This is a genomic window from Agrobacterium sp. LR_9, from assembly GCF_041954855.1.
Lineage (GTDB): Bacteria > Pseudomonadota > Alphaproteobacteria > Rhizobiales > Rhizobiaceae > Agrobacterium > Agrobacterium leguminum.
In genome coordinates this window covers 216,630-233,939 of record NZ_JAVAYA010000006.1, presented here as the reverse complement: position 1 = coordinate 233,939, position 17,310 = coordinate 216,630, and the positions used below count along the sequence as shown (strand labels likewise).

Annotated in this window: 19 protein-coding genes and 1 other RNA gene; 4 read left to right on the top strand and 16 right to left on the bottom strand. The window is 59.9% G+C overall.

Annotated features, from left to right (window positions below; all coding sequences use genetic code 11):
* Positions 1–61: 61 nt before the first annotated feature.
* The 8 genes from ybgC to ruvC form a co-directional block, all read right to left on the bottom strand.
* Positions 62–502: a tol-pal system-associated acyl-CoA thioesterase gene (ybgC, locus tag RAC79_RS10230; RefSeq protein WP_065656478.1), complete on the bottom strand. Its 441-nt coding sequence runs from the start codon at positions 500–502 to the stop codon at positions 62–64.
* The gene (locus tag RAC79_RS10225) at positions 499–1,035 is read right to left on the bottom strand and encodes an NUDIX hydrolase (protein ID WP_020812214.1); all 537 of its coding nucleotides are present in this window, start codon (positions 1,033–1,035) and stop codon (positions 499–501) included. The genes ybgC and RAC79_RS10225 overlap by 4 nt, the downstream gene beginning before the upstream one ends.
* On the bottom strand, positions 1,032–1,556 hold the full coding sequence (locus RAC79_RS10220; RefSeq protein ID WP_078052024.1) for an NUDIX hydrolase: 525 nt from the start codon (positions 1,554–1,556) through the stop codon (positions 1,032–1,034). The genes RAC79_RS10225 and RAC79_RS10220 overlap by 4 nt, the downstream gene beginning before the upstream one ends.
* Entirely contained in the window at positions 1,553–2,134 is a 582-nt protein-coding gene (locus tag RAC79_RS10215) for a DinB family protein (RefSeq protein WP_142845339.1), read from the bottom strand. Before RAC79_RS10215 ends, RAC79_RS10220 begins: the two co-directional genes overlap by 4 nt.
* A gap of 36 nt (positions 2,135–2,170) precedes the next feature.
* Positions 2,171–2,389 carry a DUF2945 domain-containing protein gene (locus RAC79_RS10210; protein WP_080629651.1) on the bottom strand — a complete coding sequence of 73 codons (219 nt, stop codon included), beginning with the start codon at positions 2,387–2,389 and terminating at the stop codon, positions 2,171–2,173.
* A gap of 52 nt (positions 2,390–2,441) precedes the next feature.
* Positions 2,442–3,482, bottom strand: a complete 1,041-nt coding sequence (gene ruvB / locus RAC79_RS10205; RefSeq protein WP_031234297.1) for a Holliday junction branch migration DNA helicase RuvB — start codon at positions 3,480–3,482, stop codon at positions 2,442–2,444.
* A gap of 125 nt (positions 3,483–3,607) precedes the next feature.
* Positions 3,608–4,225, bottom strand: a complete 618-nt coding sequence (ruvA, locus tag RAC79_RS10200; RefSeq protein ID WP_003523218.1) for a Holliday junction branch migration protein RuvA — start codon at positions 4,223–4,225, stop codon at positions 3,608–3,610.
* A gap of 32 nt (positions 4,226–4,257) precedes the next feature.
* Complete coding sequence (gene ruvC, locus RAC79_RS10195; RefSeq protein WP_003523217.1) at positions 4,258–4,770, bottom strand: crossover junction endodeoxyribonuclease RuvC; 513 nt, start codon at positions 4,768–4,770, stop codon at positions 4,258–4,260.
* Positions 4,771–5,017: 247 nt separating this feature from the next.
* Between ruvC and RAC79_RS10190 the strand changes: the two genes are divergently transcribed.
* Both RAC79_RS10190 and RAC79_RS10185 read left to right on the top strand, forming a co-directional pair.
* Positions 5,018–7,327, top strand: coding sequence for a methyl-accepting chemotaxis protein (locus tag RAC79_RS10190; RefSeq protein WP_142845398.1), 2,310 nt, complete (start codon positions 5,018–5,020; stop codon positions 7,325–7,327).
* 130 nt (positions 7,328–7,457) lie between these two features.
* A complete protein-coding gene (locus tag RAC79_RS10185) occupies positions 7,458–8,459 on the top strand; it encodes an LLM class flavin-dependent oxidoreductase (protein ID WP_174040046.1) in 1,002 nt (333 codons plus the stop codon).
* Positions 8,460–8,513: 54 nt separating this feature from the next.
* Here the strand turns inward: RAC79_RS10185 and RAC79_RS10180 are convergent, their stop codons facing one another.
* Positions 8,514–9,260 (bottom strand): YebC/PmpR family DNA-binding transcriptional regulator, encoded by a 747-nt coding sequence (locus RAC79_RS10180; RefSeq protein ID WP_003523214.1) that lies wholly within the window; start codon positions 9,258–9,260, stop codon positions 8,514–8,516.
* A 194-nt stretch (positions 9,261–9,454) separates the two neighbouring features.
* On the opposite strand from RAC79_RS10180, the gene RAC79_RS10175 reads away from it, so the two are divergent.
* Positions 9,455–9,958 carry a pyridoxamine 5'-phosphate oxidase family protein gene (locus tag RAC79_RS10175; RefSeq protein WP_065656489.1) on the top strand — a complete coding sequence of 168 codons (504 nt, stop codon included), beginning with the start codon at positions 9,455–9,457 and terminating at the stop codon, positions 9,956–9,958.
* Between the two features lie 38 nt (positions 9,959–9,996).
* Here RAC79_RS10175 and RAC79_RS10170 read toward each other — a convergent pair whose 3' ends face one another.
* The 7 genes from RAC79_RS10170 to RAC79_RS10140 form a co-directional block, all read right to left on the bottom strand.
* A complete protein-coding gene (locus RAC79_RS10170; protein ID WP_174040048.1) occupies positions 9,997–10,839 on the bottom strand; it encodes an MBL fold metallo-hydrolase in 843 nt (280 codons plus the stop codon).
* Positions 10,840–10,953: 114 nt separating this feature from the next.
* Positions 10,954–11,778 (bottom strand): TIGR00282 family metallophosphoesterase, encoded by an 825-nt coding sequence (locus tag RAC79_RS10165; RefSeq protein WP_003523211.1) that lies wholly within the window; start codon positions 11,776–11,778, stop codon positions 10,954–10,956.
* Positions 11,779–11,952: 174 nt separating this feature from the next.
* Positions 11,953–12,570, bottom strand: coding sequence for a 5-formyltetrahydrofolate cyclo-ligase (locus RAC79_RS10160; RefSeq protein WP_174040049.1), 618 nt, complete (start codon positions 12,568–12,570; stop codon positions 11,953–11,955).
* Complete coding sequence (locus RAC79_RS10155; protein ID WP_020812224.1) at positions 12,570–13,832, bottom strand: hemolysin family protein; 1,263 nt, start codon at positions 13,830–13,832, stop codon at positions 12,570–12,572. The genes RAC79_RS10160 and RAC79_RS10155 overlap by 1 nt, the downstream gene beginning before the upstream one ends.
* A gap of 230 nt (positions 13,833–14,062) precedes the next feature.
* Positions 14,063–14,221, bottom strand: a non-coding RNA gene (gene ssrS, locus RAC79_RS10150) — 6S RNA.
* Between the two features lie 79 nt (positions 14,222–14,300).
* Complete coding sequence (locus RAC79_RS10145; RefSeq protein ID WP_125144944.1) at positions 14,301–14,678, bottom strand: cell division protein ZapA; 378 nt, start codon at positions 14,676–14,678, stop codon at positions 14,301–14,303.
* A 10-nt stretch (positions 14,679–14,688) separates the two neighbouring features.
* On the bottom strand, positions 14,689–14,961 hold the full coding sequence (locus RAC79_RS10140) for a DUF4164 domain-containing protein (RefSeq protein ID WP_035263131.1): 273 nt from the start codon (positions 14,959–14,961) through the stop codon (positions 14,689–14,691).
* A 325-nt stretch (positions 14,962–15,286) separates the two neighbouring features.
* Between RAC79_RS10140 and tkt the strand changes: the two genes are divergently transcribed.
* Positions 15,287–17,269, top strand: coding sequence for a transketolase (tkt, locus tag RAC79_RS10135; protein WP_374996993.1), 1,983 nt, complete (start codon positions 15,287–15,289; stop codon positions 17,267–17,269).
* Positions 17,270–17,310 lie beyond the last annotated feature (41 nt).

Sequence of the window (17,310 nt, the reverse complement as noted above, 5' to 3'; positions counted from 1 at the left end):
ATGGTTAAAGGAGTGTTACAACCGGGCCACGCCAGATGGATTTACTGGATGGAACCGCCAATTACTTCAGGAATTTTTCCGCCACTGTCTCCGGAAGACGCCTTGGGCGACCATTGGCGTTGATGACGGCGATGATGACCTTGGCGGCGACCAGCAGTGTTTCGCCGCGCCGGATTTCCTGATTGAGCACCATTTTCGCGCCGCCGGCCTTCTCGGTGATAGTCGTGATCGTCAAGACGTCATCCATCCGCGCCGGGCTTTTGAAATCGATCTCCATGCGATGCACGACGAAGACCAGACCTTCTTCGTCAGCGGTCAGAAGCGCGCTTTGCTCGCAGCCGAGGCAGCGCAGGTAATCGGTGCGGCCACGTTCGAGAAAATGCAGGTAGCGGGCGTGATAAACGAGGCCGGAGAAATCCGTGTCCTCGTAATAGACACGCTGCGTCAGGCGGTGGCCATGTTCGATAAGCTCACCCGAAAGCGAAACCACAAGCTCGCTCATACTATCTCCTTGGGAATTTCAACTGCATCGCGGCGTCCTTCGCGGACAATAAGATGCTCATGCCGTTGCGGCAGCGCTTCGATACGCTCCGCGATGAAACGGGGCCTCAGATCGCTCTTCAGAAGTGCTGAAGGCTGCGCGGGCAGCCAGCGGAACTCCACCTCGACACCATCCAGCACCCGATGCACGATATCGCTTTCATGGAACGGCAGGGGCTGGCGAAGCGAAACGAGATAATAAAATCCGAGTTCATGCGCCGCAAAATCGTCATAGGCGAAAAAATTCTCGGCCGACCAGAGAAGACGTTCGACCGAACAATCCCGGTCAAGCTCCTCGCCGATCTCGCGGATGATGGTTTCCTGCGAGCTTTCGCCGATTTCGGCACGGCCGCCGGGCAAGGCCCAGTAACTGTCCTTCGCACCGCGCTGGACGAGAACATGGCCGTTCTGAAAGATCAGCGCCGCCACGCGCATGCTGAAAAGCTGCGGTTTCCGGTCCAGCCGGATCATGTGACGTTCAGGGGCAGAGGTCATTTATCGTCCAGATCGCCGTCATGCCAGACGAGGTGTCTCGTGGCCTTCGGCAGGTGCTCTATTTCGTCGGCGATGAAATAGGGCGGAATATCAAGCTCGGTCAATGCCTGACGGGTTGCGGCGACCCAGCGGAACTCCAGCTCGTTATCGCCGTCCTGAACGCGGTGAATGATATCGGTCGGATGAAAGGCCAGCGTCTCCGGCAGGTCCATCAGGTAATAAAACCCGAGTTCGTGCCAGTCCTTGCCTTCGTAGTGGAAGAAATTTTCGACCGCCCAGAGAAGCCGCCCGATCTTGGCCTCGACGCCAAGCTCTTCCACCATTTCGCGCGCCAGCGTTTCTTCGGAGCGTTCGCCCATTTCGGCGCGGCCGCCCGGAAAGGTCCAGAATTTTTCATGCGACGCCCGGTGCACGAGCACGTGGCCATCGCGAAACGCCAGTCCCGCGACCCGCATCTGAAAAATGCGCTTCGGCTTGAACTTGATGCGGATGCGGGTGTCCTGCTTGGTATCGTGTGTCATGGCGCTGACCTGCGGGCTGGAAACATCAAATCGGTTTCTGTCCACCCTAGCGCATCCATCTCATCTTTTCTCGCCTTTGCGTCATCTCCCACAATGAATTCATCCAGTTGCGGCGGCTTGAGCGCGGTGCCGGACAACATCGCATGCGCCTGCCCGCGATGATGCGTCTGGTGCTGGAAGAGATGCGACAGGATATCGTCGCAGCGATCATGCTGTATACGCGCACCGCGGTGAACATTGACGTTAGCCACAAGGCCGTCTTCATCGAGGCTGTCGACAAATGCGATCAGCACCTCGTCCAACTCCGTCTGGTCGACACGCAGATCCGCCATGGTGGCGAAAGGCTCTTCTTCAGCAAAGGCCGCAAGGCCGAGCGTGCCGCCTTGCAGGGCATCGATATAAAAACGGTCGACGGTGTAGATGTGGTTCAGCGTCGCCCGCAGCGTTGGAAAGAAACTCACGCGGGAGGCGACGAACGCTTCCTGCGAAAGCTGAAGACAGGCCTGATGCAGCCGAAAATTGGCCAGCCGGTTGTTGCGCGCGAGTTTGCGGAAGACCCGCAGCGGATCGTAAGACATGAAGGCTCCTCCATTGCCGCCGAAGGGCGGCGTCGTTCAATCGACGCGCTCAAGCTCCGATCTGCTTTTCAGAACCCTGGCGCCGTCTTCCTGTTCGATCAGATAGGCAGGCTCCTGCCTGCTCGCCTTCCGCTTTATTCTGGAGCCGGCGATGGTGCGTTCGACATCATCCGTGAAAGTCTCGACAATTTTACCTTCACCGGTGCCACTGCCCCAGTTCCACCGGACCTTCGTGCCCTTGCGATACACCGACATGATCATCTCCGTGCCAAAGACGATCAAATGCCGGCACGCCGGGCTTGTTCCCTCAATCCTCCTCCAGGGTCAGCCGGAACTGCGCCGCCTCAAGATCCTTGGGTGGCTGCATGCCCAGATGTTTCCAGGCCGTGCCGGTCAGAATGCGACCGCGCGGCGTGCGCTGGATGAAGCCCTGCTGAATCATATAGGGTTCGATAATATCCTCGATCGCGTCGCGCGGCTCCGAAAGGCCGGCGGCGATGGTTTCGATGCCAACCGGGCCTCCGCCGAAATTGACCGCGATCATGGTGAGATACCGCATGTCGAGCTGGTCGAGACCCATTTTGTCGACCAGAAGCCGGGTCAAGGCCTCATCGGCGATCTCGCGGGTAACGGCTTCCGCCCGCGCCACCTCGGCGAAATCGCGCACGCGGCGCAGTAGCCGTCCGGCGATACGCGGCGTGCCGCGGGCACGCCTTGCCACCTCGCGCGCGCCCTCGTCGGTCATGTTCAACCCCATCAGCCGTGCGCCGCGCCGGACGATCAGTTCCAGCTCATCCACAGTGTAGAAAGCCAACCGGACGGGGATGCCGAAGCGGTCACGCAGCGGCGTCGTCAAAAGCCCAAGACGGGTCGTCGCGGCGACAAGGGTGAATTTGGAAAGATCGATCTTCACCGAACGGGCCGCCGGTCCTTCACCGATGATGAGGTCGAGCTGGAAATCCTCCATTGCCGGATAGAGAATTTCTTCCACCGCCGGGTTGAGACGGTGAATTTCGTCGATGAAGAGAACGTCGCGCTCCTCGAGATTGGTCAAAAGCGCGGCGAGATCGCCTGCCTTGGCGATGACGGGGCCGGAGGTGGATTTGAAGTTGACGCCAAGTTCCTTGGCCATGATCTGCGCCAGCGTGGTCTTGCCGAGACCGGGCGGGCCGACGAACAACACGTGATCCAGCGCTTCGCCACGGTTCTTGGCCGCCTCGATAAATACCTTGAGATTGGCGCGGGCCTCCGCCTGGCCGGTAAAATCGTCCAGCGACTGCGGGCGCAGGGTGGTGTCGATGTCCTCACCGCGCTTGTCCGCCGAAATCAGTCTGTCCGCATCGCTCATTCAGGGCATTCCATTGTTCTAAACGAATTCATGAGGTGGTCTTCGCCGCTATATCATGACTGTCACGCCAAGGCGCTTCACGAAATTCAACATCGCGCCCGACCAGCATGTGTACCGCGCCCAGCCTACCGCGAAAGCTCTTTCAGCCCGAGCCGGATCAGCTTGGCGCTGTCGCCGCCCTCCCCGCCGTTCTTCAGCGCCGCGGCAACCGCGTTGGCGGCCTGGTCGCGCGAGTAGCCGAGATTGGTGAGCGCGGAGACGGCATCCGCTACCGGCGCGGATGCGACGCCTTCGCCAAGCTCCTGCTTGAGGCCGATTGAGGCGGAAGCCTCTCCCGCAAAGGCCGGAGCCTTGTTGCGAAGCTCGGTCACAAGACGCACCGCCACCTTCGGCCCGACACCGGGCGCGCGCGAGATCATCGTTTTGTCCTGTAGCGCAATGGCATTGGCCAGTTCGGAGGGTGACAGCGTGGAAAGAACGGCCAAGGCCACTTTCGAGCCCACGCCCTGCACGCTCTGCAGCAGGTTGAACCATTCCCGCTCCAGCGCCGAGAGAAAACCGAAGAGCTTCAGCTGGTCCTCACGCACATAGGTTTCGATGAACAGCACCACCGCCTCCCCCACGGAGCCGATTTTCGACAGCGTGCGCGCCGAACAATAGGCGACGTAACAGACGCCGTGCACATCCACCAGCACATAGTCCGCGCCGATTTCCTCGATGCTGCCCTTCAGTTTTCCGATCATGATGCCGCCCGCTGCAATGAGACTTTAAATATTCAACCGGCCGCCAGCAGTCGCCGCATCCTGTCACCGCCGCGATTATGGGCGTGGCAGATTGCGATGGCGAGCGCGTCCGCCGCATCGTTACCCTTGAATTCGGCCTTCGGCATCAGGATTTTCAGCATCATGTGAATTTGCTGCTTTTCGCCGTGCCCGACACCGATGACGGCTTTCTTCACCGCGTTCGGCGCATATTCGAAGACCGGCAACCCTGCGCGCGCCGGAACCAGCATGGCGATGCCGCGCGCCTGGCCGAGTTTCAGGGTCGCAACCGCATCCTTGTTCACGAAGGTCTGCTCCACCGCCGCCTCGTCGGGCTGGTGGCTGTGCACGATATCCGCCAGCCCGTCATGTAGCTGGCAGAGCCGCGAGGCCAGATCCATATCGCCGTCCGACGTCACCGTGCCGGAGGCGACAAACCGCAGGCTGTTGCCGAGGGTGTCGATCACCCCCCAGCCGGTGCGCCTTAATCCGGGGTCAATGCCGATGATTCGAATCGTCTTTTGCATGAGGCACCTTATCTTTCCGGCTGCGACCCTGCCAGCGATAAGTGAACAAAACGACAACATTCATCAAATTTGCAGTGCAGCATTTACCTCTGCTTAAATCGCGTACCGCATTGTTCCCCCCACAAAATAAAAAAGGGGAGCTGCGGACATGATGATCCGCAGCATAATATCTGAGCCATATCAGCCATCCGGTGGCGCCACATGCATGGCGCGGGAACTGATACGGGCATTGGGGGCTGCATCGGCCATGCTGAACCGTTTTCATTCCATATCCACCAAAGTGCTGGCGATTTTCCTGGCGCTGATGGCGATCTCGACCGGGGCTCTGACGCTTCTCGGCTACCAGAGCAGCAGCGGCGTTCTGGAAGAACAGGCGTCGAAATCCATGGAGAGCATTCTCGTCTTTCGCGGCGACATGCTTCAGGAGCGTCTTGAGCAGCTGAAAACGCAGGCGGATTCCATCGCCAAGATCGAATCCCTTCAGATGGCTGTCGTTTCCATGCGCAGCGGCTGGGCGACCGTGCAGAAAAACTCCGGTGACGCGAAGGCGGAACTGCAGCGCGTCTTCGTCACGGAAAACCCCTTCGGCGAAAAGGAAAAGCTAATCAAGCCGGAAAGCCCGAGCGGCTTTTATTATTCCACCCATGAAAAAACCCAGACGGATATTGGCGGTTATCTGCAGGGAACGCCGTTTAGCGACGTTCTCTTCATCGATCCCGCAGGCACGGTCTATTACTCTTACCTGAAAGGATCGGCTTTCGGGGAAACCGTCACCGGTAGCGCCTGGGCGGAAAGCGGCCTCGGCGCGGCCTTCGCACGCGGCGCCGCAAATGCCGAAAAGGCCGTGAACGACGTGGCCCAGACCAGCTTCTCCGGCCTGCGCATCGATGCCGCCACGAAAGAGGCCGGCATTTATTTCGGCGTTCCCGTCGTCAAGTTCGGCGCTTTCAAGGGCATCGTCCTCTTCCGGGTCAAGGAAGAGGTCTTCAGCCAGATCCTCACGAAGGGTGTGACGGCCGGCAGTTCCGAACAGTCCGCGATCGTTTCCGCCGATGGCAAGGTTATCGGCGTGGAGGGCAACAGGCTGGTCGGCCTCGATCCGGCAATCTATGGCTTCCATGTACAAGCGCTGAATACGACGGGCATGACGATTGCCAAGATCGACCGTGCCGATGGCGAGGCCAATGCCTATGCCTGCCCATTCTCCTTTGCCGGGGAAAAATATCTCGCGGTGGAAAGCATGCTGCGCAGCGAATTGAATGCGGGCTCGGTTTCGATTGCCGGCACGCTCGCCGTGATCGGCCTTTGCGTTCTGGCGGCCATGTGCGCGGCGACGGCCTTCTTTGCGCGACGCCTGTTCGCACCGCTGGAAAAGCTTGCAGGATTGACCGGCGAAGTGGCCGCAGGCCGTCTCGATGCGGAGATCGGCAATCAGGACCGGAAGGACGAGATCGGCCGCATGGCGCAGGCGCTTGGCAGTTTCCGCGAAAAGCTCATCCTGCAGCGGGAGATGGAAGAAACCGCATCGCGCACGCGGGAGGAAGCCGAAACGGCCCGCCGCGCGCATCTTGCGGAACGGGAGGCCGAGGCCGGCACCCTGCAGATGGTCGTGCATTCCCTGGATCAAGGTCTGGACCGGCTGGCGAACGGCAACCTCGCCTATCGTATCGAAACCGTCTTCCCCGACGATCTCGAAAGCCTGCGCCATAACTTCAACACTGCACTTTCCCGGCTCAGCGAAACCATGCAGGCCATCGGCGGCAACTCCGCCGCCGTTCGTGGCGGTTCCGAGGAGATGCGGGTGGGTGCCGACCAGCTCGCCGAACGTACCGAGCGACAGGCAGCTTCCATCACCGAAACGGCAAGCGCCATCAAGGCGATCACCGAAGCCGTCCGCGACCAGATCGAACGCGCCGAACAGGCAACGCGGATAGCCCGCGACGCCAGCGCGGAGGCCACGGCATCCAGCCGCGTGATGGAGCAGACCATCGCCGCCATGGAGGCGATCCAGACCTCGTCACGCCAGATCAACCAGATCATCGGCGTCATCGATGAAATCGCCTTTCAGACCAATCTTCTCGCCCTCAATGCCGGCGTTGAGGCAGCCCGTGCGGGCGAAGCCGGCAAGGGCTTTGCGGTCGTGGCGCAGGAGGTGCGCGAACTGGCGCAGCGTTCGGCAGCGGCCGCAAAGGAGATCACCAGCCTGCTGAAACGTTCCACCGACGAGGTTTCCGCCGGCGTGGCGCTGGTGGAAAAAGCAGGCACGTCGCTGTCCGGCATCGGCAAGCATGTGCAGACCATCAGCACGCGCATCGAGGAGATCATGGACTCCACCCGCGAGGAAGCGAACACGCTCTCGGAAATCAACAGCACCGTCGCCAGCCTTGACACCATGACCCAGCAGAATGCCGCCATGGTGGAAGAAACGACGGCCGCCATTCACAATCTCGCCTCCGAAGCGGGCGAAATGGACGGCAGGCTTGGACAATTCACGCTGGCTTCCGACCGGGATGCGGCGGGCGATCACAATGCCCGACAAATTCGGCGGGCAGGCTGAAAAAGCAAAGGGGCCTCTTCGGAGGCCCCAATTTTTTTGAACCATCCTTCAATTCTGCGCGACTTCACTGGTAAATCTGGACACGCGCCTTACATCCGCAGCAAAGATTTAAATTTCGCAGGAGCGTCGGATGATCCCCTTTTCCATTCTCGACCTTTCGCCCATCGGCGAAGGCGAGAGCGTCAGCGAGGCGCTTGAAAATTCCCGCCGAATGGCGATCAAGGCCGAAGAACACGGCTATAACCGCATCTGGCTGGCGGAGCACCACGGCATGCCGGGCATTGCCAGTGCTGCAACATCGCTCGTCATCGCCCATGTAGGCGCGGCCACGAAACATATCCGCGTCGGCTCCGGCGGCATCATGCTGCCCAACCATTCCCCGCTCGTCATCGCCGAGCAGTTCGGCACGCTTGCGGCGCTGCTTCCCGGCCGTGTCGATCTCGGTCTTGGCCGTGCTCCCGGAACCGACATGCGCACGGCAAGGGCGCTGCGCCGCAATCTCGATGCCGGCGCGGAAAACTTCCCGCACGATATAGTCGAACTCCAGCGTTACCTTGGTCCGCCGCAGCAGGATCAGGCTATTCTCGCCGTGCCCGGCATGAATTCGAATGTACCTCTCTGGCTGCTCGGCTCCAGCACCTATAGCGCGCATCTCGCCGCAGCCCTCGGCCTGCCCTATTCCTTCGCCTCGCATTTTGCCCCTGACATGCTGATGGAAGCGATCCATATCTATCGCGAGCGCTTCCAGCCCTCCGAAGTACTGGACAAGCCCTATGTGATGGTGGGTGTGATGGGGGTCGGCGCCGATACGGACGAGGAGGCGCAGCATCTCTTCACCTCGTCGCAGCAGCAATTCGTCAACCTGCGCCGCAACGTGCGCACGCAGTTTCCGAAGCCGGTGCACAGCATGGACGATTACTGGAACGAGATGGAGCGTTTCTCTGTCGAACACACGCTGCGTTTCGCAGCCGTGGGCTCGCCTGAGACGATCCAGCGCCATCTCGACGGTTTCCTGGCGGAAACGCAGGCGGATGAGCTGATCGTTTCCATGCCGATCCATGACATCGAAAAGCGACTGCGATCCGTGGAGATTTTTGCTGACGTGCGAACCTCCATAAAGAAGGCTGCCTAAACAAAAAAGCCCCGGAGCGGATCGCTGCCGGGGCTTTCTTTGAAACATGAGACGTCAGGCGGAAAGCTTGGCGAGAATTTCTTCAGACACTTCGAAGTTGGAGTAGACGTTCTGCACGTCGTCATCGTCTTCGAGATTGTCGATGAGCTTCATCAGCGACTGCGCCTTTTCTTCATCCACCGGCACCGTGTTCTGCGGCTTCCAGATGGCCTTGACGCTTTCGGCTTCGCCCAGCACGCCTTCCAGCGCCTTGGAAACCTCGTTCATCGCTTCGAAACCGCAGATGATGGTGTGGCCGTCTTCGGAAGATTCGACGTCGTCGGCGCCGGCTTCGATGGCGGCTTCCATGACCTTGTCGGCATCGCCGACTTCAGCCTTGTAGGAGATTTCGCCAACCCGATCGAAGGAGAAGGAGACCGAACCGGTTTCGCCGAGAGCGCCGCCGGCCTTGGTGAAAATGGAGCGAACGTTGGAGGCGGTGCGGTTGCGGTTGTCCGTCAGGGCCTCGACGATGACGGCGACGCCGCCCGGGCCGTAACCTTCGTAACGGACTTCGTCATAGTTTTCGCCATCGGCGCCGGACGCCTTCTTGATCGCACGCTCGATGTTGTCCTTCGGCATGGACTGGGCCTTGGCGTTCTGGATTGCCAGACGCAGGCGCGGGTTCATGTTCGGGTCGGGCATGCCCGTCTTTGCCGCAACGGTGATTTCGCGCGCAAGCTTGGAAAACATTTTGGACCGTACGGAGTCCTGCTTGCCCTTGCGGTGCATGATGTTCTTGAACTGTGAATGACCAGCCATGGAAAACCTGATTGTCGTAATTTGGAGATTGCGGGCCTTATAAGTGCGATAGCCGCGCCATTCAACCCCGCAAGCGCTTTCTCTTGCTGCAACAACGGAAGGAACCGATTTATCCGCTCTTCGTTCTGATCATGAACGCGGCGGAACAGGACATTTTTCCTCCGTCGCAACATGAGACCCGAAGGAGAAAACATATGGTCAGCCTGACTGAAGCACGAGAAGCACCGGCCCGCCAGCTCTGGGACGAGATCAATTCCGTCCATGCCGGCATGCTCGGTCTCGAAGGACTGCACAACCACATGCAGCCGATGGCGCCTCATGCTGACCCCAAGACCAACACCGTCTGGTTTTTCTCCAAAAAAGACACCGATCTGGTGAAATCGCTGAAATCCGGCTCCCGGGCGCATTTCTGCGTGGTGGGCAAGGACCATGACTACCACGCCTGCCTTTCAGGCATCCTCGAAGCACGCGACGACAAAACCAAGATCGACGAATATTGGAACTCGGTCACCGCCGCATGGTACGAACATGGCAAAAGCGACCCGCAACTGATCATGCTGGCGTTGCATGTAGACGATGCCGATATCTGGGCTTCGACGGACAGCACGCTGAAATTCGGCTGGGAAATCGCCAAGGCGAACATGTCGGATGACAAGACGCCTGATGTCGGCGTCCGCCAGCACCTCACTTTTGCCTGATAAATGGCTCCCCCCGGCCTTCCCCGCCCGTCGCCATGCTACATGCCTTTTGGCACCAGTATCTGCGGCTGGCGGGGAAGGTTTCTCATCGAAACCCGGATCACCGGATCGGTCGCATAGGCAACGCGGAAACTCTCGCCGAACATCGTCAGAAACTGCTCCAGTGGCGGGCCGGTGCGGTGCATCGGCAGGATCAGCGCGGAGCGCAGGCGCTTGACCACCCGGCTCATGCTGTCTGCCCCCATGGTCAGCCCGCCATCCACCGGCACCATCAACACATCCAGACGGCCGATCTCGGCATAATGCGTATCCGTCAACTCGTGATGCAGATGCCCGAGATGGCCGATGCACAGCCCGGCAACCTCGAAGATGAAGATGGAATTGCCGTTCTCCTGAAAGGATTCGTAATCGCCCCAGCGGTTGCGGATGTCGGTTGCGACATTGCGGATATAGACATCGCCCACCAGAACCTTGTGCTCGGCCTTTTCTCCCGGCGTATCGCTCCAGCCATGCAGCACATATTGAATGGCCGGGTCCGGACTGAGGGTAAAATGCGTCGAATGCGCCCGGTTCATCGTCACCACCGTCGGCGTGACGGGCGGACGATAGACGCCATTATAATCGGTGGCGATGGTCACACCGCCGGGGCTTTCGATGAGATAGGTGGAATGGCCGATGAAGCTGATCTTCACCTCTTCCTTTGCCGTCGCCTGCGCCAGCTGAACACCCGGCGGATTGAAGCTCGCGAACATGACGCCCGGAATGTTGCGGGCGATCGCTTGGCACTGGCTGACGGGAGGACGGCTCGCCGTCTGGGAGAAGGCCGCTCCCGAACAGGCGATCAGCCCTGTTATTGCAAGCATTAGCACGCGCAGCATCATGCCACTCCCCTGAACTTGCGAAGCTGAGAGGATGGGACAGGTTTTGGCGAGCGTCCAGTTACAAGAGCAACGGAAGGCTCACCCTCTCGTCATTGTGAACGCTTCGGGGGAAGATTAAACCCAGAAGGACGGCAGGGTTTCCGAAAGCCGTGGCCCGATGCGCAGCGGCGCAATCTTTTCCGCCAGTCCGGTTCGGTCGGAAATTTCAACGCCGACACCGCAGATCGTCGCAGGTCCGCTGGCGGCCTCGAAACGGCCCTTCGGCATTTTGGAAATGAAGCGGTTGATCGGCTCTTCCTTCTCCATGCCAAGCGAGCTGTCATAATCGCCGCACATGCCGGCATCCGACATGTAAGCGGTTCCGCCATTCAATATCTGCGCGTCGGCGGTCGGAACATGGGTGTGGGTGCCGACAACGAAGCTCGCGCGGCCATCGACGAAATGGCCGAAACACTGTTTTTCGCTGGTCGCTTCCGCGTGGAAATCGAAAATAATGGCGTCGGCCTGTTCTTTCAGCGGGCAGGCGGCAAGAATGTTTTCCGCCGACTTGAAGGGATCGTCCAGTTCCGGATGCATGAACACCCGGCCCATGATGTTGGCAACCAGTATGCGCGCGCCGTTGCGGGCATAAAAAATGCCCGAACCCTTGCCCGGCGTACCATCCGGATAATTGGCGGGCCGCAGGAACTGGTCGTGGCGCTCACAGAAGGAAACCGCTTCCTTCTGGTCCCAGACGTGGTTGCCGGTCGTCACCACATCGGCGCCGGCATTGATGGTCTCGAGATAGATATCCTCGGTGATCCCGAAACCGCCGGCAGCGTTTTCACCGTTGACGATGACGAAATCCAGCTTCAGGTCGGAAATCAGCCCCGGCAACCGCTCCCAGACAGCCGTGCGTCCGGTCTTGCCAACCATATCTCCGAGAAAAAGAAGCCTCATTCACCCGCCCCGATCTTGCGCATGTTTCTATATTTCGTCCCCTCTAGTGCATTTCCAGGAAAAGTGGAACCCGGTTTCCCGTCCGCAAATACGACGAAACAAAGAGTTAGGGGGGCTTCGCCATTCAAGGGAAAGTGGAGACCCTCTAACCGGAAATCCATCTTTTAAAAAGTGCTAAAGCGCCTTTTGCCCACTATCGGAGATCGACAATGGGGCGGAAAACCAGCGCAGGCCACTTTCCGTCAGAATGGCGTGAAGCGACACATCATGCGGCTCCGCCGGCACGGACGGCACTTCCTGACAATCGAAGGCGACGCCGATGAGCACAGGCTGACGACCCCTGGCGTGCAATCGCGCAATGGCGCGGTCATAATGGCCCGCGCCATAACCGACCCGCTGACCTTTGCCATCAAAGACGGAGAGAGGTACGAGCAGAATATCCGGATCGAGAACCTCCGCATCCTCACCCGGGCCGGTCGTGCCGAAGCCGGTCTTCACCAGCTGCGTATCCGGCTCAAAGGCGCGGAAGACGATGGTTTCACGATCCAGCACAACCGGCAGGACAAGACGCCCGCCCCTTGTCCGCAACGCTTCCATCAGCGGCCGGGTATCGGCCTCGGAGCGGATCGGCATGAAACCGGAAATTACGGTGCCCGGTGCAAAGGGGATATCGGAGGCGCCACGGGCCGTTATGGACTGGCTCTTCTGGTGGCGCTCCGCCAGCGTCAGCGCATCGCGCGCGGCGAGCCTTTCGCCGCGCAGCCTTGCTTTTTCGGCAACGTCACCGGGCATCAGGCGGCCCGGCTCACGAGAACCTTGTCGATGCGGTGGCCATCGAGATCGATGACCTCGAAACGCCAGCCATTGCGGGTGACATGTTCGCCCAGTTCCGGCAGGCGGCGGAACTCGTCCAGAACCAGACCGGCAACGGTCTCGAACTCGGCATCCTCGTCAATCTGGAAACCCATGCGATAAGCGAACTCATCGGCGGGCATCCAGCCGGCGACGAGGAACGAACCGTCCTCGCGCTCGACCATGGCCGGCTCCTCATCGTCATCTTCCTGGAACGCACCGGTGATGGCTTCCAGCACGTCGCCGGAGCTGATGATGCCTTCGAAATGGCCGTATTCGTCGTAGACCAGCACCATATGCACGGTGGAACGGCGCAGCGACTGGATGACGTCCACCGCGCTCGTCAGATCCGATACGACCGGCACTTCCCGCAGAAGCTCGCGAATGTTGAGTTCCTTGCCGGAAGCCAGCGCATCGAAAGCGTCCTTGGCGAAAAGCACACCGAGAATTTCATCCGAAGCGCCGTTGCGCACCGGCAGGCGCGAACGCTGCGTCTGGCGAAGCTGCTCGCGGATTTCTTCGGCGCTGTCTTCGATATCGACCACTTCCACATCGCGTCGCGGCGTCATCAGGCCGCGCGCATTGCGGTCGGCAAGGCGCATGACGCTGGTGATCATCGCCGATTCCTCGGTCTCGATCACACCGGCGCTGTGAGCTTCGGCCAGAACCGTGCGGATTTCATCGTCAGTGACCGAAGCGTTGGATTCACCGCTATGGCCTAGAAGCGCCAGAACGGCCTTGCCCGACCGGTCGAGCAGCCACACCAGCGGCGCGCCGACCTTGGACAGCAGCATCATGGTGGGGGCAACGCGGGCGGCGACCTTTTCGGGATCGCGCAGCGCAATCTGCTTGGGCACCAGTTCGCCGACGATCAGCGACAGATAGGTGATGGCCACGACCACCGAGCCGACGCCGAGCGCATCGGCGGCACGGTCGGGAACGCCCTGCTCCAGAAGCCACGCCGTGAAGCGGGCGCCGAGCGTGGCGCCGGAAAAAGCGCCGGAAAGGACGCCGACCAGCGTGATGCCGATCTGCACCGTGGAAAGAAAGCGTCCGGGATTTTCGGAAAGGCTGAGCGCCATTGTGGCGCCCTTGCTGCCTTGTGTGGCAAGCACTTTGAGCCTCGCCGGTCTGGAGGAGACAACGGCAAGCTCGGACATGGCAAGCACACCGTTCAATACGGTGAGCAGGACCACGATCATAATTTCAGTAAACAAGTTTAGCTCTTTGGGCTGTTGAACGGCACGTCGCGGTTTTGACCGCAGCGCCCTTTTTTAAAGGGCATGACAGACATACCAATCCGGATAATAGGGAATTGTTCCGCCATTGCAATGACGGCAATATAAAAAAGCCGCGTCCGGCAGTTATGAAAAATGACTGTCGAATATATCAAGGATACAGGGAAGCCCCGGAGGTTGATCCGAAACTTCAAGCGCGATCCACGGCGACCGATGGAGATTTACGATCCTGGGCGCCTACAAAAGTAGGTGGGCACCGTGTGTCCAGCCCCACGGGACTGGCCAGGGACAGCTCCCTTTGGATCGAGTATGGCCCCAGGGATTGTGGTTCCTGTCGGGAAGCGCAGAACGCATAGAAGATATAGGATGGATCGGAGAAAACCGCCAGAGGGCAGCGCGCGAAATTTTGCCGCCTCAGAACCCTTTAGGCCATCAATGCGCGGCGGGCTTCGGCCGCGCCAGCAGTTTTTCGGTGATCCCGTTCAGGCGGTCGGCCAGATCTCCGATGGCGAGCGCTACCATCTCGTCTGATTTCGCCCGGTGCTCGGCCATGCCGTCGCGGTTGCGGGAAAGGGAGGCGACCTCTCTTTCCAGCTTCTCGATCTTGCGATTGAGTTCGGAAAGCTCGTCCATCACCATGATGCCCGCCATAACGGTCAGGCGAAGATCGCCGATTTCGCCGAACTGGCTCTTGAGGTGCCCGACATACCGGTCGAACCTCGTTGCGAGATCGGTCAGATGGTCTTCCTGCCCCGCCTCGCACGCCATGCGATAGGCCTTGCCGTCGATCATAACTGTGACTTGCGCCATGAGCCCGCTCCTATCGATCCAGCACCGCGCGGATCGTCTCCATCGCCGTCACCAGCCGGCGGGAAACCTCGCGATTGACTTCTTCAAGACGATTGGCACGAAACTCGGCCTGATCCAGCTCATGCGCGAGCCTCGCGCGGTCGACATGGACCCGCTTGACCTCGTTATCGATCTCGCCCGTCTCCCTTTGCCGCTCGATACGCATATCGATGGCATTTTCGAGATTTGTGATGGCAGCATTCAGCTCCGTCAGCGCAGATTGTACGGTCTTGTCAGCCGACATCGTTTTTTCCAACTCGCACGCCACCGGCCGAATCGTCCGGTTTCAGTCCTTTTCAACAATCACGAGGTTATTACCCGATTTACCATCCCGTCAATCAAACCAGTGCATTGAGACGTTTTGCTCTGTGGATGAACGAAGAGGCGGCAACGCCTATCGCACGGATTTTGTCAGGATGCCCGATTTTCTAAACGATTTTTTCTCCCTCAGCGAACCGCAAACGCCCGTGGATTTATTGACTTGCCGGCCTCACCTGCTATGGATCAACCCGCTTTTTGGATAGTTGCGTAAAACTATCTCCTTTCACCCGGAAACAGACGGAAAAGCCATGATTTCTCGCGACAAACACAACCGGATGGCAAATGCGATCCGATTTCTTGCCATGGATGCAGTGGAGAAGGCCAATTCCGGCCATCCCGGTCTGCCGATGGGCGCCGCTGATGTCGCCACCGTTCTCTTCACCCGTTACCTGAAATTCGATCCCAAGGCGCCGCTCTGGGCGGATCGCGACCGCTTCGTGCTGTCGGCAGGTCATGGCTCGATGCTTCTTTACTCGCTGCTCTATTTGACGGGCTACGAGGACATGACGATCGACGAGATCAAGCGCTTCCGTCAGTTCGGTTCCAAGACCGCCGGCCACCCCGAATATGGCCACGCGACCGGCATCGAAACCACAACCGGCCCGCTCGGCCAGGGCATCGCCAACGCCGTCGGCATGGCGATTGCCGAGCGCAAGCTGGAAGAGGAATTCGGCTCCGACCTGCAGAACCACTTCACCTATGTCCTGTGCGGCGACGGCTGCCTCATGGAAGGCATCAGCCACGAAGCCATCGCGCTTGCCGGCCACCTGAAGCTCAACAAGCTTGTTCTGTTCTGGGATGACAACAACATCACCATCGACGGCGAAGTCGGCCTCTCCGACAGCACCGACCAGATCGCCCGCTTCCAGGCCGTTCACTGGAACACCATCCGCGTCGATGGCCACGATCCGGACGCGATTGCCGCCGCCATCGAAGCCGCGCAGAAATCCGACCGCCCGACCTTCATCGCCTGCAAGACCGTGATCGGCTTCGGCGCGCCCAACAAGCAGGGCACCCACAAGGTTCACGGCAACCCGCTCGGCGCCGAAGAAATCGCCGCCACCCGCAAGCACCTGAACTGGGAAGCCGAAGCCTTCGTCGTTCCGGAAGATGTGCTCGATGCATGGCGTCTCGCCGGCCTGCGCTCCACCAAGACACGCCAGGATTGGGAAGCCCGCCTTGAAGCCGCTGAAGCCGGCAAGAAGGCCGAATTCAAGCGCCGCTTCGCCGGCGACCTGCCCGGCAATTTCGACAGCGCCATCGATGCCTTCAAGAAGAAGATCATCGAGAACAACCCGACGGTCGCCACCCGCAAGGCTTCGGAAGATTCGCTCGAAGTCATCAACGGCGTCCTGCCGGAAATGGTCGGCGGTTCGGCTGACCTGACGCCGTCCAACAACACCAAGACCAGCCAGATGAAGTCCATCACGCCGACGGACTTCTCCGGCCGTTACCTGCATTACGGCATCCGCGAACACGGCATGGCAGCAGCCATGAACGGCATCGCTCTGCATGGCGGTCTCATTCCTTATGCCGGTGGCTTCCTGATCTTCTCGGACTACTGCCGTCCATCGATCCGTCTGGCTGCCCTCATGGGCATCCGCGTCGTCCACGTTCTGACGCATGATTCCATCGGCGTCGGCGAAGACGGCCCGACCCACCAGCCGGTGGAGCAGATCGCAGCCCTGCGCGCCATTCCGAACCTGCTCGTCTTCCGCCCGGCGGATGAAACCGAGACGGCGGAATGCTGGCAGCTCGCGCTGGAACAGAAGCATCGTCCTTCCGCACTGGCGCTTACCCGCCAGAACCTTGCGCCCTCGCGCAAGGAATGTGAAGAGAAGAACCTCTCTGCTTACGGTGCCTACGAACTCGTCTCCGCCAGCGACGCCAAGGTTTCGATCTTCGCGTCCGGTTCGGAAGTCGAAGTGGCTCTGAAAGCCGCCGCAACATTGAAGGACAAGGGCGTTTCCGCCCGCGTCGTTTCCGTTCCCTGCTTCGAGCTCTTCAAGGAACAGCCGGAAACCTATCGCAACGCCATCATCGGCAAGGCTCCGGTGAAGATCGCGGTCGAAGCCGCCATCCGCCAGGGCTGGGATTATTTCATCGGCTCCGACGGCGCATTCGTCGGCATGCACTCCTTTGGAGCGTCCGCACCGGCGAAGGATCTCTTCAAGCACTTCGGCATCACGGCGGAAGCCGTCGTCGCCGCAGTCGAGGCAAAACTTGCGTGAGGGCTTCCCAGGCCCTCACCATTCAGCAAAGACCACGCCCA